A 14,475-nucleotide genomic window follows, 5' to 3' on the forward strand; every position below is an offset into this window, starting at 1 on the left:
AGAGTAGGTGCCTGTCCTCTCCAATCCAAAACATGAGCGGTTCGCTCAGGAATTGGCCAAGGGTCTAAGCGCCTCTGCCGCATACGTCGCAGCAGGGTATGCGAAGAGCGACAGCAATGCATCGCGACTGAGCGGAAATGAGAAGGTCCGTTCACGCGTCGATGAGCTGTTGGGCGAATGCGCTGAGAAGGCCGGTGTCACGATCGAGCGCATCGTCGCTGAGCTCGCCAAGGTCGGCTTCGCCAACATGGGCGATTATCTGCATGCCACGAGCGGCGGCGACCCGTTCTTCGTGTATGCCGACCTGACCGACGATCAGAAGGCCGCGCTCGCAGAGGTGACGGTCGAGGACTTCAAGGAAGGGCGCGGCGACGATGCCCGTGACGTTCGACGCATCAAGTTCAAGCTGCACGACAAGCTGGGAGCGCTTGAAAAGCTCGGCAAGCATCTCGGCATGTTTAAGGACAAGGTCGAGCTGACCGGTAAGGATGGAAAGGATTTGCCGGTCACGCCGGTGACGATCTTCCAGCTACCCGACAATGGCCGAGGCTGAGCGCGGGCAGGGCGCCCCGAAGGTCATCAGGCCGCAGCCGGGACCGCAGACGCAGTTTCTCGCGAGCCCCGCGGACATCGCGATCTACGGTGGTGAGGCGGGTGGTGGTAAGACCTGGGCGCTCCTGATGGAGCCGCTGCGCCACATCGCCAACCCCGACTTCGGCGCGGTGTTCTTTCGCCGCTCGCTGGTCCAGGTCCGAAACGAGGGCGGCCTCTGGGACGAGAGCGAGAAGCTCTATCCCGATCTTAGGGCAAACCCGCGCAGCGCGCCGGACTTGCAGTGGAAGTTCCCGAGCGGATGCACGGTGAGCTTCGGCCACCTCGAGCACGACAAGACGGTCCTGAATTGGCAGGGCTCGCAGATCCCCCTGATCTGTTTCGATGAGCTGACGCATTTCAGCGCGAAGCAGTTCTGGTACATGGTCAGCCGCAACCGCTCGATGAGCGGTGTTCGGCCCTACATCAGAGCGACCTGCAACCCCGACGCTGATAGTTGGGTCGCCGAGTTCATATCGTGGTGGATCGACCAGAACACCGGCTTTGCCATTCCGGGGCGTGCCGGCGTTCTGCGCTGGTTCGTCCGCATTGGCGACAAGATCCTCTGGGCCGATCGGCCTGAGGATTTAGCCGAGCACACCGCGCCCGACGAGAACGGCGAAGAAAAGCCAATCCCGCCGAAGTCGGTCACCTTCATCCCGGCCAAGCTGAGCGACAATCGCGCGCTCATGGCTGCCGACCCCGGCTATGTCGCCAACCTCATGGCGCTGCCGACGGTCGAGCGCGAGCGCCTCCTCGGCGGAAACTGGAAGATCAGGCCTGCATCCGGGCTGCTGTTTAAACGGGGATGGTGCGAGGTCGTCGATGCTGTTCCGGCGAATGTGGTTCGCTGGGTGAGAGGCTGGGATCTGGGGGCGACGCCAAAGACGGAAGGCAACGATCCGGACGCCACCGCCGGCACAAGGATCGGCCGTCTCGATGATGGCAGGTACATTGTCGCGCACCACGTCGCTGATCACCTATCGCCGTCTGGCGTTGAAGCGCTAATCAAAAAGACCGCTTCGGCAGATAGCCGTGTCACCCACATTTCCCTGCCTCAGGACCCAGGCCAGGCCGGCAAATCGCAGGTGCAAAACCTGACGAAGCTGCTCAGCGGCTTCGTTGTTCGAGCCACGCCCGAATCCGGCGACAAGGTCACCAGGTTCAGCCCATTCTCTGCCCAGGCTGAAGCCGGAAATGTCTTGGTCCTGCGGGGGCTATGGAACGAGCAGTGGTTTTCCTCGTTGGAGGCGTTTCCAGAGGCGGCCCACGACGATGACGCGGACAGCACCAGCAGGGCATTCAACGCTCTCCTCGATTCAACGTTCGATCCAATGATCTGGGCAAAGGCCTTCGGCAATGGTTGAGAAGATGCGGGTCCGGGTCCCCGCCGGACGATCCGCATCGCCGACGAAGGATTCGTTCCAGAACGTAGCCGCAAGGCTCGGCATCGGTTCCGGCGTCGACAATCTCGCTTCGGGCGCGACCTACACTCTGAACCCGATCACCCGCCAGCGCGCGCAGTTGGAGTGGATGTATCGCGGGTCGTGGATCATCGGCCAAGCAGTTGATTGCGTCGCAGAGGACATGACGCGGGCCGGTATCGACATCTCGTCTGATATCGCACCTGACCAAATCGACCTGCTCCAGAAGGAGGTGGATCGTCTCGGCATCTGGCCGGTGCTGACCGAGGTCATCAAGTGGAGCCGGCTGTACGGTGGCGCAATCGGTGTGCTTCTGGTCGACGGCCAGGATGTCGAAACGCCGCTTCGTCCAGAGGCGGTCTCGAAGGGACAGTTCCGCGGCGTATTGTGCCTTGACCGTTGGGTTGTCGTCCCCGCGATCGACGAAACGGTCCAGGAGCTCGGGCCGCATCTCGGCAAGCCGGCTTTCTACGATGTGATGGTCAGCGCCCCAGCCTTCGGTGGGAAGCGCATCCACTACAGCCGGGTGATCCGCATGGAGGGCATTGACCTCCCGTATTGGCAAAAGGTCGCCGAGTACGGTTGGGGCCTCTCTGTCGTCGAGCGCATCTATGACCGTCTAGTCGCGTTCGACTCCACGACGCAGGGCACCGCTCAGCTCGTCTACAAGGCGCACCTGCGCACCGTGAAGGTGAAGAACCTTCGCGATATTCTCGCTGCCGGCGGCCCGGCCGAAGAAGCCCTGATCAAGATGTTCGACATGATCAGGAAGTTCCAGTCCTCCGAAGGGTTGTCTCTGGTTGACGCCGAAGACGAGTTCACCACGCACAGCTACACCTTCTCGGGGCTGTCGGATGTGCTGCTGCAGTTCGCGCAGCAGATTTCCGGGTCGTTACAGATCCCTCTGGTCCGCCTGTTCGGGCAAAGCCCGGCGGGACTCAATGCCACCGGCGAAAGCGATATCCGGTTCTATTACGACCTGATCAAGCAACAGCAGGAGGCGCGGCTTCGCTGGGCCTTCGAGATGATCCTCGGCCTGATCTACCGCTCCAAGATCGGGGGCGATCCGCCAGAAGACCTAAACTTCGAGTTCAATAGCCTCTGGCAGACGTCCGATCTGGAAAAGGCGCAGATCGCGGTCGGCATCACGAATGCCGTCACCCAGGCCTACGATTCCGGGCTCGTTTCGAAGCCGTCGGCGATGAAGGAACTGCGGCAGTCTGCGGATGTGACGGGCGTCTGGTCAAACATCTCAGACGACGACATCGCCGAAGCCGAAGAGGAGCCCCCGGCTCCGGAGGATGCCGATGTGCCGCCACTGTCAGGAAATGGCGCTTCCCGCGCTGACGATGGACAGGAAGCCGACGGGCGCGAAGGCGAACTGGCAGCGGGCCCGCAAGGTCGAAGCCAGCTACGCCAGACAGCTTAGGCGGGTCGCGAAGCATATTGGGGACATTGTCTCAGGCTTTGCCTTCGATCCGGTCGGGCAGGCGACCGCCATCGAGAAGGCCCTGGCCGCCTACGCTCGCCTGATCGAGCCATGGGCGGCGGCCGTCGGCCAGCGTATGGTCACGGAAGTCGCTGCGCGGGAACGCGCCGCGTGGATGGAAGCGGCCCGCGAGATGGGCGCAGCCATGCGAAAGCAGATCGCGAATGCCCCCACAGGACTCGTGATGCGGCAATCGCTCGCAGAACAGGTCAAGCTCATCACCAGCCTCCCGACCGATGCGGCGGAGCGGGTTCATAAGCTCTCGCAGGAAGCCGTCATCCAGGGCGGTCGCGCGAACGAGATCGCGGCCGAGATCATGCGGTCCGGCGATGTGTCGAGATCACGCGCCGATACGATCGCTCGGACAGAGGTTTCGAGGACACAAGTCGAACTCGCCAAGGCGAATGCCACGAGCGTCGGCTCGACGCACTTCATCTGGCGCACGGTTGGTGACAACCGGGTCCGCGAAACGCATAGGGGGCTGAACGGCCAATCGTTCCGATGGGATGAGCCGCCGGAATGCGACCCCGGCCACCGAGCATTGCCCGGAGGCATTTGGAACTGCCGCTGTTGGGCGGAACCGGTGATCCCTGATGACTAGGAGCCGGCGTCGAGGGCATCGCGGGCAATCTCCGCAGGATCCTCGGTGCCAGTAGCGATTGCTTCGAGAGCCTTCGCGAACCGCCGAATAGTCGAAGCGCCGGCCCACTCGACCGTGTCTTCGATCGTCATCGGAGCGAGACCGATAGCCCTCTCCAAAGGCTCGCGGCCTTCGGCGAGCTCATCGCGCGTGATTTCGGCCTGCTCAAGCAGGTCTTCCACCACCTCTTCCCAATGGATCGGGGCGGCTTCCGCCTCGTGCTGAGGATCATTCGCCATGGCTTATTTGTACAAGGGTTGGATCGGTTTCGCCAAGGCGTACATCGGTCGCTTTCTCTATCAGAGCTGCGAGGACGGCATCACGGCGGCTGCCGGAGGTGGGCAAGCCGGCGCCTATCAGCTCACAGCCACAATTAGCCGAGTGGCAACGGTGGCGACGGCCGCGGACAGCGTCAAGCTCCCGCCCAGCGAGGCCGCCATGGTGATCCATGTCGTTAACGGCCACGCATCCAACTCACTGCAGGTCTTTGGCGCCGGTACCGACACCATCAATGATGTCGCCACTGCGACCGGCGTCGCTCAGGCTGCGGGCAAGTCTGCCACCTACGTCTGCCCGGTCGTCGGGAAGTGGTACCGTGTCTTCAGCGCCTAATGCCGGCGAGACTATCGACCGGGCTGCTGATGTCCTGGTCGATGAGCAGATTGGACGCACGCGGTATCTGACGCCGGAAGGGTATCTGTTCTGCGAGGGCGCTCGCGTCGCTCGCATCGGGCCGATGCTCTACCGGCAAGACGAAGTGCCGGACATCGAGCCGTCCGGCCCCGGCATGATCACCATTACCCGCGATGCGGATGTGCTGTTCGCCCCGGAGACAATCTCTTCGTTCGTCGGGAAGCCGGTAACGAACAACCATCCGCCAGATTTCGTCAAGCCTGAGACGTTCCGCACCTATTGCGTTGGCGTCACTCTCAATCCGCGGCGAGGCGATGGGATAGAGTCGGATTATCTGCTGGCCGACCTCCTGATCACTGACGAAGACGCCATTGCAGAAGTTCTCGCCAGCAAGCGCGAGCTTTCGCCCGGCTACAGCGCTCCGCGAGAGCAAGTCAGGCCCGGCCTCGGCCGACAGACGCAGATCATCGGCAATCACGTTGCCTTGGTGGAACGGGGGCGCGGCGGTCCGGCCTGCGCCATTCAGGATGGTTTGCCGGACGATCCCCCATCGAAAACAAAGGAGGCCGGAATGGCCAAGAAGCGCTCGGTCTGGGACCGACTGACGACGGCCTTCAAGGCCAATGACGAAGCCGCCTTCAACGAAGAGCTGGAGGCCGCGAAGGACGAGCTGGAGGGTGAAGAGCCCCAAAAGATCGTCATCGAAGTCAAGCAGCCGGAGACCGGAGAGCCGGAGAAGCCCGTGGCACAGGACGAGAATGATCCGCTCGCGAAGATCACCGCAGCGCTCGACGACATCGGCACTCGTCTCGCCAAGCTCGAGGCCGGCCGCGAAGGGACTTCGGACGAGGATCCCGAGAAGGAGAAGAAGGAGGAGGCAACCTCCGACGATGACGGCGGGACCGAGCCCGTCACGATGGACGCCTTCGCCGACGCGCGCGCCCGTGCCGAGATCCTGAACCCCGGCATCAAACTCCCGACCTTCGATGCGAAGGCGGAGCCGAAGGCGGCCCATGCTGCGCTGCGCGACCTCCAGGTCCGCGCGCTGACCGGCGCGGCGGCAGACCAGAGCCGGAAGGCTCATGTCGAGACCGTCCTCGCCGGGCGTAAGGCCGATTTCGGCAAGATGACCGCCGACAGCGTGGCGGCGATCTTCACCGCAGCCTCTGAGCTGGCCAAGGCGGCCAATCGCCCGGCCGGCCGAACCGCCACCTTCCCGCAGGGCCCCATGACCCCGGCACGCTACGCCGAGCTGCTCAAGGCCCGCCGGTCCAACGCCTGATCAACCCGACCCGCAACAGGAGCACATCCGATGGTCGCTTATGTCACCCGTGTGCCGGCGGGCTTCGCCGGTTCGGTTTCTCGCTCGGACAGCCTGACGATCGAGCAGGAGCTGATCGATTCCAACACGCCGCCGACGGCCTATGGCCAGGCGGTCAAGATCGTCTCGGGCAAGCTGCAGCCCTTGGGCTCCGGCGATGCCGGAACGGTCTGCTCCGGCTGGCTTGTCCGCCCCTATCCGGCCCAGTCGTCGAGCAATGGCCTGGGCGTTGCGACGCCCCCGGCGATCGGAATCGCCGATCGCCTTCGCCGCGGCTTCATCACCGTCCCGCTCAAGCTCGGCACCGCCGCGAAGGATGGGCAGGTCTTTGTTGTCACCACTGCCGGTGGCACGGTCGCGGTGGGAGATGTCGTGACTTCGGCTTCGCCGGCCGGAGGCGGTACCGGCGTCGCAATCACCAACGCGTTCTTCACCGGCCCCGCCGACGCCAACGGCATCGTTGAGATCGCCTACAAGATCTAACGCCTCAGCCTATCTCTTCGCCCTTGGGCAAGGCGTTCCCGTCCTCATGGAGCAATCCGAAATGTCTTTCATCTCGCATCGCGTTGCGGGGCCGGTGACGCCTGTCTCGGCCCCGACATCGGTGGCCTATGCCATGGAGACTTTTACTCAGCCTGCCCGACGATCCGTTACGTTGAAAACGGATATTATCTCGTTTCCTACATGTGGAACAATGGTGGGTCATTCGAGAGCGTTATGGGGCGCACGAATGACTTCTGTGCCATTGAAGACTTCCACGGACGACCCGGCCTTGATGCCTATCACAACCTGATGTCGCCAGATGCGGGTGAGGGCACAAACAACTCCGATGTCGATTTCATCGAATGGAATGGGAAGGTCTATTTCACCTATCTCACGGGTGACCAATCGACTTGGTGCTTCGCGAACGATGCATGGTTCGACGGGACGCTCATCGACCTGCACCGGATGTATTGGCCTGCGCCTTTGCCTTAGGCCCACGGCATGATACGGCCAGCGGATGGGAGTGCTGCGCTTTCTTTTAGCTATGTCGGTGGTCTTCAGGCACACGGCCTGGGGAGCCAGCGGCCCGATGATCAGCGCGTCTTTAGCGGTGCAGGTGTTCTTCATCCTGTCCGGTTTCTATATGTCGCTGGTTCTGACAGGGAAGTATCGCCTACCGTCAGGAAAAGCCGACCTCGGAGCCTTTTGGAGTGCGCGGCTGTTTCGCCTAATGCCAGGCTATTGGGTGGCGCTTGGAGTCACCCTACTGGTCATGGGCGGTTCGGTGTTCGCTGTTGCCCAAGGCTTGCCCACTTGGGTGCAGGTTTGGGCGTTCCTGTCCAACATATTCATTGTTGGTCTGGATGGTCTTCTCTTTATTCAGAACGTCGGCGGCGTGATTTCAGCGCGTGAGGCATTCGCGGCAGCCGACTATCAGCCGCATCATCTCATGGTGATTCCTGTTGCGTGGACGCTAAGCTTGGAGATCGCCTTCTACGCTATGGCTCCGTGGCTGGTCCGGTGGCGAACGACTTGGTTGCTGGCGGCGTGCGGGGGAGCGGTCTTGGCTCGTGTCTTTGCCGCGCAGATGGGGTTGTGGAATGACCCATGGGCCTATCGCTTCTTGCCGTTTGAGATGGTCTTCTTCCTGCTAGGCATACTCATTCATCGGCTTTATGCGAGCCGAGTATTTCTTCCGAAATGGGCTTCGCTCGGTCTGTTCTCCTTATTGTTCCTTTTCCCTATCCTGCCGTCGCTGTCGATCTTCGGGGTGGATTGGCGGACGCTGGCTCTATTCGGATTGACCGCTGCAACGGTTCCGACACTGTTCAACTTGACGAAGGATTCGTCAGCGGACAGGGCGATCGGGGAGCTTTCCTACCCGATCTATCTGATCCATTACGCCGTGATTTTGGTAATGCCGGCTTGGCATCCTTTTGTGGTTGCGGGGTGCGCTATATTGGCCGGCATCGCGTTGCGTGTCGGCATTGAAATGCCAATCGAAAAACTGAAGTCGGTCCGGCTGGCCAGAACTTAGAGCGACCAGCGCTCGACCCGCCTTGGCTCGCGTTATTCTATTGCATCGACGCGGCGGCGTTCATCCTGTTTCGACTAGGCCGCGAATTGCTTTTGCCCAAACAGCATATCCTGCTGCATTCAAATGGATACCGTCATAGGTGAGGTTCTCCGCCAGAGCGCCGTCCTTGCCCCTCAACAGCACCCCTATGTCGAGCCATTCGGCACCGCTGATTTTAGCCTCATGCTGGGCCTGCTCGTTATACGAACGGATCCGGTCATTTGAAAGAAGGCCATCGCCGGGAAGAGCTTGAAACGGCGGCCCGCGCCGCGTTGGGATCGCGCTCTGCACGAATACCTTAGTTTGAGGCAGGTCGGATTTCAGCCTCGACAGGATAGCGCCTAGACGACGTGCCGCCACGCTCGGTTCGGCCCCGAAGAAGATGTCGTTCGTCCCGATCATGAGAAAGATCGCGCGAGGCTTGCGAGCGGTGACCTCGTCGAGCCGGGCGTTCACGCCGACAGTCGTATCGCCGCTGATGCCGCGGTTCAGGATCGCGGTTCCGGGGAAATACTCGTTCCACGCGCCCAGGTCAGTAATGCTGTCGCCAAGCATGACTATCGCATTGTCGACCTGAGGTCGGCCGTGGAAGTTCTCGACCTTGCTCTTATATGTCCCGTCTTGAAGCACCGAAGCGGATTGGTCGGGAGAAGGCTGGGGAGCAGACGACTCTTGAGTGGCCGGGACTGCTCGGGCCGGCTCGGTGGATGGCCACAGGGCAGCGGCGGCGGCCGCCGCCGTTACAGCGCCACCCAACCGGGCGAAGTTGGGGCGGTTGGTTTCGAGAAGAAATAGTTTGCGGATCGGAATGGTCGGGAACTCGATGTAGCGGTAGGTGACAGCCGAGAGGAACAGCAACGCCAGCCAGAACGATAGCTGCATGCGCAAATCGAACGGCGTTCCTTGGATTTGCGGGGACAGCAGCAGGGCATGCCAACAGTAGATTGAAAAGCACATCGCCCCGAGTATCCGCAGCGGCCAGACGCTCAAGATCTCTGCAAAGCGGCCGCGGATGTTCAGCGCCGATACGATCAGTATCGCGATGCCAATTTGTTGGATGACATTGAAGCCAGCGGTTAGACCGCGCGGCATCAATTGTTGAACTCTCAGGTCCCATAGGAAGCCGGCGAAGGCCATCGTCACCAAGCCAATAGCTACGTGCCGAAGTCCTAATGCTGGGAGCTTGCCGCGTGCGAAAGCCCAAGCGAGCACCGCTCCAACAGCGAAGTCATCCATCCTGGCAAAGACGGAATCTTTGACCGGATTGATATGCACGTTGATGAACGGGACATATGCCCCGACGCAGCGAACAACGAACGCAGCGAGCGCGATGGCAGCCAGCGCGCGGAGTGGCCCATGCTTTCTCATCGACCAGATCAGAACGGGCAGAAAGGGCGTGAACCAGATTTCGATCCCTAGCGACCAGAACGGCCCGTTGATCGTCGGGAAGAACTCGGACGGGATCAGCAGGTTCAGCGTCGAGGCTGTAACCAGAAACGAAAAGATGTCCGGCGCGCCCTTGTGAAGGGTGAAGGCGAAGCTGACCACGCACATGATMAGGAATAGGGGCAACAGGCGCTTCGCTCGGTGACGAACGAAGCCCCAAAACTCCAAGGGCCTGTCGCTCGCGAAGAACGGCAGCGCCAGCACGAAACCAGAGAGGATGAAGAACAGTCCGACGCCCATCCAGCCGTTGCCAATAACCCAGGGATAGGTGCCGAAGCGCGATCGAACGGCGTCCATGACCGCCCCCGCGAACAAGTGCTGGTAGATCACCAATAGAATGGCGATGCCTCTAAGGCCGTCGATAGCCGGAATCCGTGCGCTCATGCGTGACGCACTAGCACGCCTCTAGCCGCAACAGAACGTTCACTTGCCAGCCTCGCGCGGGCTTTTTCACATCTGGAGCATTTCATGGACACGACCGCAGTTCAGCGGGCGCTGGTCGCGCTCGGCTATTCGCTTGGTGTGGACGGCAAGCCTGGCCCGAAGACGAAGGCGGCCGTTCAGGCGTTCCAGATTTCGCACGGCCTGCATGTCGACGGCATCGTCGGGCCAAGGACCGAGGCCGCGCTGATGGCGGCTATCGCGGACAAGCCGCATTCGAAGCCGGCCGTAGACATCGACCGTTCGAAGTTCTTTGGCTTCCTACGATCCGGCAAGGCGCCGATGTTCGGCACGTCGCTGTCCGCCGGTCAGGTCAAGGGCATCGAGGGCATTCTCGACGGCTTCGCGAAGACCGGCGACGGTCGCGACAAGACGCTGGCCTATGGTCTGGCGACTGCGCGCCGCGAGGTCGGCGCCGGCATGGTGCCGGTGCGCGAGGGCTTCAAGAAGTCCGATGCCGAAGCTCGCGCCTATGTCGCCAAGCACTATCCGAACAAGGGCTATTCGAAGCCGGCCGGACCGTGGGGCCATGTCTACTACGGGCGCGGCATCGTCCAGCTCACGTGGTTCGACAACTACGATCGCGAGGGGATCGCGGCAGATCCTGATCGCGCCCTGGATCCTGTCTTCGCCGCCGAGCTGATGTTTGTCGGCCTGCTGGACGGCCGCTGGAACGGGCAGGGCAGGGGCTTGGCCTTCTACCTGCCAACAGGCGGCCCTGACGACCTGATGAACGCGCGCCGTACGGTCAACATCACCGACCACTGGGAAGAGATCGCCGGCTTCTACCAGCAGTTCATGGCGGCGATCGCAGCAGCTCGACCCTGATCCCGCAGCGGCCGGGTTCGCCGCTTCCCTCACATCGGAGCACCATCATGAAACGTACCGTCCTGGCGCTCGTCGCCCTGGGCGCGCTGGCGCTCGCCGGCTGCCAGACCTCTCAGACCTCGGCCACCGGCTGGGGGCAGATCGCCACCGGCGTCGGCGCCATCGTCGGCGAGACCAAAATTGATCCGCAGATCGAGAAGATCAGCGCCAAGCTCGCGACCTACTGCGGAGAGGTGCAGACGGCCGCGCTCGCCGTCGGTCTCCTGGCTCCCGAGAAGGCTCAGCAGGCCGCGAAGGATGCTCGCATCGTCGTCGCGACCTTCTGTGCTTCGCCTCCGAACAGTGTCGCCACCGCGATCACCTCTCTCGCTGCCGCCTATGCGGCGATCGAGGCCGCCAAGCGCGGATGATCCATCTCAGAACCACGGAGATCGATATGAACTGGGATTCTGCACAGCAGCTCCTGCGCATCCTCCTCCAGATTGGCGCCGGCGCGCTGGTCTCGAAGGGCATCCTCACTGAGGAGATGGCCGCGACGGCAACCGGCGCGGTGCTCTCGCTGGCCGGCGTAGCGTGGTGGGCCTTCTGGAACCGCAAACGGGCGGCCTGACATAGGCATGGCCGGCCAGCGTAGCGCCTTGGAGCGCATCACCGCCCTCGAGGAGCGCGTCGACGGGCTGAAAGGCACGATCGACGTCCTCACCGAGAAAATCGACCTCCTGCTCGACCAAGGCTCGCAGCGTGGCGAGGCCATGACGGAGATGCGCTCCGATATCACCCGCCTCAGAACGAGTGTGGCTGGGCTCAAGACCGATACAGCGATCATCCGCAACGGCGTCATGCTCGCCCGCGTCGGCGGTCGGCTAGGTCGCTTCCTGATTTGGGTCGCTCCAATCGCTGTGGGAGCGTTCGTCTGGCTGGGAGATCGCTGGGACCTGCTTGTTAGCTTCGTCCGAGGATCAGGTCGAAGCCCATGAGGAACTCGAGCGGCTGAACGCCGCAAGATGGACTTGCCGGCCTAACCGGCTGCCTTCGGACGTTTCCTCCCTAACCTTGGCCCGGTCTCCGAAAGGGGGCCGGGCCTTTTCGCTTCGACGGCGTAAGCTACGACCAAAGCGCCAACCGAAAACCGTTCACCGACCGCTGCTAGATGCCGAACGTCAGGAAACGAGCTGGCGCCTCAGGCTCGCGTATTCAGCTTCAGTTATGGTCCCCGCTGCCTTCAACTTGATGAGCTTCTCAATCTCGTCGGCAGCGCTAAAGCCGACGACCTTCCGAAGTTCCTCGCGTGCATGCTGCGCTCGCTCTAAGTTACGCTCGGCCATGCCTCGTCCCTGAGTAAGCAAGTACGCGAACACACCAAAGTAAGGCAATACGATTAGCGCGATGATCCAAAGGACTTTGCTCAGGCCAGATACGTCGTGACGCCGAAAGAGGTCGCTCGCTACGGTTATGAAGAGCCAGAACCAGAGGATAAACATAAAAACAGCGAATGCGTCGACGACAAAATTCGCAAACGTAAAACCGCCCTCGAATAGCATTGATCATCTCCTAAGCGAACTGCGGTGCTGCAGCAGTCGTGCGACGTCAGAGACGGCATTAGTCCAGGCCCACGATGAGGCCAATCTGCAGAGAATCCCGCTTCGTGACGCTGCGTCCCAAAGCGGCCTTTTGATGCAGTCGGGCAGGGTGCTTCCGATCCCACTACCGCAGCAAATTTGACAGCATCAGTTCAGACACGGCCCCGTCCGCTCCGGCTGGAGGGGCCTTTTGCTGTTCAGGCTGCCTCAGGGCTTTCCCGCCCTGTGACCGCGAGATACCGATCGCTGGAATGCATCACGGCGACAAGTATCTGCTTGCCGTCATCGCATATCACGCGCAGCCGGTAGAAGAGCTCGGCGGGATCGATCTCTGAAATATCGCAGAAGAGGTATCCGGCGCGCGTGTCGTCGCAGTCGCCTGCCGCTTTCGAGCGCCGATGATTTCCCTCAAAGGCGATTCTGGTCCCCTCTCGAAGCGGCAGGGGGCCGTCCAGGCCGGCTTCCTGATTTCGGCCCCGCTGGCTTCGACTGGCGGGGCCTTTTTCGTTTCAGCTGATGCGAGCAAGCAGGTCGACGATTTGCAGCGTCAACGATTTGCAGCGTCAACCAGAGCAGGTCGATCATGTTCTTGATCGTGAGCGAAAGTGCTGGCCGATGGTTATTGCGCTTTACCCGGCCTTCGCCTTTAGCGCCGCATAGCGGTCGATCTCAGCACGGAGGTAGGCCACAGCTTTGTCGCCGCGGTGGCCTTTGATGCCCTTGGAGCCGTCCTTCACGCCATCGAGGACTTCATTGCGATCGGCGAGCTTCATCCCGGCGAGGTAGCGAACTTCACATTCGTGCTGCCACTCGTTCGACCAGGTCGAAACCTCGCGGCCGAAGAGGACGGAGAACTTCATGGGCGGGTTGTCAGGCGGATAGGACATGCGCCGGCCGTGACAGATTCCCGTGCTGTCCGAAATGGTCTGAGCCGTCAGTACAGGCACCGGGTGATCAATTTTCCCCATGGAAGGGCGAAGCAGCGCTCATCTTCGTAGTGGAGAGGTGTCCCGTCCTCCAGCGAGTATGAGACGGTCGAGAGCCCCGGCTTGTTCTGCCAAGCGATCACCGTGTAGCGGTTACCTTCATCGTCCTGGCAGGGCTCTCGATAGAGTTCTCGCCTGCTGCTGTAGGTCCGGCGTACCGGGAATATGGAGGTTTGCGCTGTGACCATGGCGATTAGCTCCGAAGCGACTTGTCGGCCTGGAGGCTCTTCTTCAGTGCGTCGAAGAGGTTGATGACATTCGCCGGCCGCCCGTCCTCGCGAGTGGCAGAAACCCGCGCGCCCTTCCGGCGCTTCTTCGACGCGATCAACTTAAGCAGGTGTTCCTGCACCGGATCCTTGACCATCTCCGGCGACCAGTCTGCGGTCTTCGACTTGATGAATTTCTGCGCCAGATCGAGCAGTTCGGGTTCAGGCTTCTCCTGCTCAATACCGGAGAAATACGCCTTCTCATCGCGGACCTCGTCGCCGTAGCGCAGCGTCCAGAGCACGATGCCGCGGTCGCGGGCTTCGAGCATGACCGCGCGCTCCCGGCGATACAGAACGACGCGAGAGATGCCGGCCATCTTTGACGCGGCCATAGCGTCGCGGATCACCGAGAAGGCTTCTTCGCCGACATCGCCGTCCGGCACCAAGTAATGGGGACTATCGAGGTAGAGCCACGGGATCGAGTCGCGCGGCACGAACTTGTCGATGTCGATCGTGCGGACGGTGTCGAGCCGGACGGCCTCAAGCTCCTCATCCTCTATGACGACGAAGCGGCCGGCTTCGGCCTCGTAGCCCTTAGCCTGGTGATCGGGCTTGACGGGTTTGCCGCTGTCGGCGTCAACGTAGCGGCTGACGATCCGGTTGCCGGTTTCGCGGTTCAGTGTGTGGAACCGGACCTTCTCGCTTTCCGACGTCGCCGGCGACATCGCGACCGGGCAGGTCACCAGCGACAGTTTGAGATAGCCCTTCCAATAGGTCCGTTCAGCCATGCAACGCAACTCCGGCAACGAAACTGCGGACTCAATGCCGGGC

General features: G+C 61.7%; 18 protein-coding genes. 13 read left to right on the forward strand and 5 right to left on the reverse strand.

All coding sequences use genetic code 11. The annotated features are described in order from the left end of the window. Positions 1–7 precede the first annotated feature (7 nt). The 4 genes from AC1DNE_RS02860 to AC1DNE_RS02875 are packed head-to-tail and all read left to right on the forward strand — an operon-like array spanning position 8 to position 4,105. Positions 8–553 (forward strand): terminase small subunit, encoded by a 546-nt coding sequence (locus AC1DNE_RS02860; RefSeq protein WP_476765464.1) that lies wholly within the window; start codon positions 8–10, stop codon positions 551–553. Next, a complete protein-coding gene (gene terL / locus AC1DNE_RS02865; protein ID WP_476840905.1) occupies positions 540–1,958 on the forward strand; it encodes a phage terminase large subunit in 1,419 nt (472 codons plus the stop codon). Before AC1DNE_RS02860 ends, terL begins: the two co-directional genes overlap by 14 nt. After that, positions 1,951–3,444 carry a DUF1073 domain-containing protein gene (locus tag AC1DNE_RS02870; RefSeq protein WP_476840906.1) on the forward strand — a complete coding sequence of 498 codons (1,494 nt, stop codon included), beginning with the start codon at positions 1,951–1,953 and terminating at the stop codon, positions 3,442–3,444. Before terL ends, AC1DNE_RS02870 begins: the two co-directional genes overlap by 8 nt. Then, a complete protein-coding gene (locus AC1DNE_RS02875; RefSeq protein ID WP_476765462.1) occupies positions 3,365–4,105 on the forward strand; it encodes a phage head morphogenesis protein in 741 nt (246 codons plus the stop codon). Before AC1DNE_RS02870 ends, AC1DNE_RS02875 begins: the two co-directional genes overlap by 80 nt. On the opposite strand, the gene AC1DNE_RS02880 is transcribed toward AC1DNE_RS02875, so the two are convergent. Beyond that, positions 4,102–4,326 carry a hypothetical protein gene (locus AC1DNE_RS02880; protein WP_476765461.1) on the reverse strand — a complete coding sequence of 75 codons (225 nt, stop codon included), beginning with the start codon at positions 4,324–4,326 and terminating at the stop codon, positions 4,102–4,104. The two genes, AC1DNE_RS02875 and AC1DNE_RS02880, sit on opposite strands and share 4 nt — an antisense overlap. 55 nt (positions 4,327–4,381) lie before the next feature. On the opposite strand from AC1DNE_RS02880, the gene AC1DNE_RS02885 reads away from it, so the two are divergent. The 5 genes from AC1DNE_RS02885 (at position 4,382) to AC1DNE_RS02905 (ending at position 8,118) form a co-directional block, all read left to right on the forward strand. Continuing rightward, a complete protein-coding gene (locus AC1DNE_RS02885) occupies positions 4,382–4,756 on the forward strand; it encodes a hypothetical protein (RefSeq protein WP_476765460.1) in 375 nt (124 codons plus the stop codon). Next, complete coding sequence (locus AC1DNE_RS02890) at positions 4,740–6,059, forward strand: DUF2213 domain-containing protein (RefSeq protein ID WP_476765459.1); 1,320 nt, start codon at positions 4,740–4,742, stop codon at positions 6,057–6,059. Before AC1DNE_RS02885 ends, AC1DNE_RS02890 begins: the two co-directional genes overlap by 17 nt. 30 nt (positions 6,060–6,089) lie before the next feature. After that, positions 6,090–6,581, forward strand: a complete 492-nt coding sequence (locus AC1DNE_RS02895) for a structural cement protein Gp24 (protein WP_476765458.1) — start codon at positions 6,090–6,092, stop codon at positions 6,579–6,581. A gap of 234 nt (positions 6,582–6,815) precedes the next feature. After that, positions 6,816–7,073, forward strand: a complete 258-nt coding sequence (locus tag AC1DNE_RS02900) for a hypothetical protein (RefSeq protein WP_476840907.1) — start codon at positions 6,816–6,818, stop codon at positions 7,071–7,073. Positions 7,074–7,104: 31 nt separating this feature from the next. Continuing rightward, positions 7,105–8,118: an acyltransferase family protein gene (locus tag AC1DNE_RS02905; protein WP_476765431.1), complete on the forward strand. Its 1,014-nt coding sequence runs from the start codon at positions 7,105–7,107 to the stop codon at positions 8,116–8,118. A 60-nt stretch (positions 8,119–8,178) separates the two neighbouring features. On the opposite strand, the gene AC1DNE_RS02910 is transcribed toward AC1DNE_RS02905, so the two are convergent. Further along, positions 8,179–9,987 carry an acyltransferase family protein gene (locus AC1DNE_RS02910; protein WP_476765430.1) on the reverse strand — a complete coding sequence of 603 codons (1,809 nt, stop codon included), beginning with the start codon at positions 9,985–9,987 and terminating at the stop codon, positions 8,179–8,181. Between the two features lie 84 nt (positions 9,988–10,071). Between AC1DNE_RS02910 and AC1DNE_RS02915 the strand changes: the two genes are divergently transcribed. The 4 genes from AC1DNE_RS02915 to AC1DNE_RS02930 are packed head-to-tail and all read left to right on the forward strand — an operon-like array spanning position 10,072 to position 11,849. After that, positions 10,072–10,872 carry a peptidoglycan-binding protein gene (locus AC1DNE_RS02915; RefSeq protein ID WP_476765429.1) on the forward strand — a complete coding sequence of 267 codons (801 nt, stop codon included), beginning with the start codon at positions 10,072–10,074 and terminating at the stop codon, positions 10,870–10,872. A 47-nt stretch (positions 10,873–10,919) separates the two neighbouring features. Continuing rightward, positions 10,920–11,282: a hypothetical protein gene (locus AC1DNE_RS02920; protein ID WP_476765428.1), complete on the forward strand. Its 363-nt coding sequence runs from the start codon at positions 10,920–10,922 to the stop codon at positions 11,280–11,282. A gap of 26 nt (positions 11,283–11,308) precedes the next feature. Further along, the gene (locus tag AC1DNE_RS02925) at positions 11,309–11,482 is read left to right on the forward strand and encodes a Pam3-gp28 family putative phage holin (protein ID WP_476765427.1); all 174 of its coding nucleotides are present in this window, start codon (positions 11,309–11,311) and stop codon (positions 11,480–11,482) included. A 28-nt stretch (positions 11,483–11,510) separates the two neighbouring features. Next, entirely contained in the window at positions 11,511–11,849 is a 339-nt protein-coding gene (locus tag AC1DNE_RS02930; protein WP_476765426.1) for a hypothetical protein, read from the forward strand. A gap of 183 nt (positions 11,850–12,032) precedes the next feature. On the opposite strand, the gene AC1DNE_RS02935 is transcribed toward AC1DNE_RS02930, so the two are convergent. From AC1DNE_RS02935 to ku, 3 genes are all read right to left on the reverse strand, one after another. After that, positions 12,033–12,413 carry an SHOCT domain-containing protein gene (locus tag AC1DNE_RS02935; protein ID WP_441469518.1) on the reverse strand — a complete coding sequence of 127 codons (381 nt, stop codon included), beginning with the start codon at positions 12,411–12,413 and terminating at the stop codon, positions 12,033–12,035. Between the two features lie 668 nt (positions 12,414–13,081). Beyond that, positions 13,082–13,420, reverse strand: coding sequence for a DUF7696 family protein (locus AC1DNE_RS02940; RefSeq protein ID WP_476767370.1), 339 nt, complete (start codon positions 13,418–13,420; stop codon positions 13,082–13,084). Between the two features lie 211 nt (positions 13,421–13,631). Beyond that, entirely contained in the window at positions 13,632–14,432 is an 801-nt protein-coding gene (gene ku / locus AC1DNE_RS02945; protein WP_441473987.1) for a non-homologous end joining protein Ku, read from the reverse strand. Between the last annotated feature and the right edge of the window lie 43 nt (positions 14,433–14,475).

It is taken from the genome of Allobosea sp. 05L423 (assembly GCF_056397745.1).